Source organism: Candidatus Pelagibacter communis, from assembly GCF_001179945.1.
Classification (GTDB): Bacteria; Pseudomonadota; Alphaproteobacteria; order Pelagibacterales; family Pelagibacteraceae; genus Pelagilacustribacter; species Pelagilacustribacter ubique_A.
This window is the reverse complement of record NZ_CVSG01000085.1, coordinates 1-877: the sequence shown is the minus strand read 5'-3', so window position 1 is coordinate 877 and position 877 is coordinate 1. Positions and strand designations below refer to the sequence as shown.

General features: G+C 27.3%; 1 protein-coding gene and 1 pseudogene. Both read left to right on the top strand.

Going from position 1 to position 877, the window contains the following annotated elements:
• Window positions 1–706 (top strand): RNA methyltransferase (locus AMN78_RS03790; RefSeq protein ID WP_075534253.1); only part of this gene is annotated, 706 nt, incomplete at its 5' end.
• Window positions 707–762: 56 nt separating this feature from the next.
• Window positions 763–877, top strand: a pseudogene (locus tag AMN78_RS03785) (30S ribosomal protein S4); the annotation flags it as partial.

Here is an 877-nt window from a genome sequence, read left to right as displayed (position 1 = left end):
CGGTAAATTTGGTTTCATTCTAGTAAAACCGCAACTAGGTGAAAACATAGGCGCATGTGCCAGAGCAATGAAAAATTTTGGTTTCTCAAAACTTTACATTGTAGAGCCTAAAATTAATTTCCCAAATCATAAAGCTAAAGCAACATCCGTAGGAGCGTATGATATAATAAATAAAGCGAAAGTATTCAATAATATTCAAGATGCAATAGAACCTTTTAATTTGGTCGTATCTTTAAGTGCAAGACGTAGAGACATAAATAAAAAGAATATTTCACTTAAAGAATTTCAAAAAATAATCAAAAGAAGAAATCTTAACTTGGGTTTAATGTTCGGTCCAGAAGCATCCGGTTTATCAAATAAAGATTTGTCATTTTCTAATTATATTTTACAAATTCCAACTTCACCTAAATTTAAATCTTTAAACTTATCTCATTCTTTGACTATAATTTGTTATGAGATCTTTAAATCACTTAATGATAAAAAAATAAAGAATAATGAACTGAATTTAAAAGTTTCATCTAAATCAAAAATAACTTCTTTATTAGCTCATTTAATTGCCCTTTTAGAAAAAAAAAACTTTTTTATTCCTAAAGAGAAAAGGCACTCAATGATATTAAATATAAATAATTTAATTTATAGATTAGAACCAAACGATAAAGAATTAAGGATTTTAGCTAGTATTATAAGCACATTGAGTAAAAAATAACATTAAAGCTTAATTGACAAATCATTAGTAAAGCTTATAAAACACATTTATTTAATATGACTAAAAGACTTAAATCTAAACATAAAGTTGATCGAAGACTTAAGGCAAATATTTGGGGTAGACCAAAAAGTCCCTTTAACTCTAGAGCATACCCACCAGGTCAACACGGGC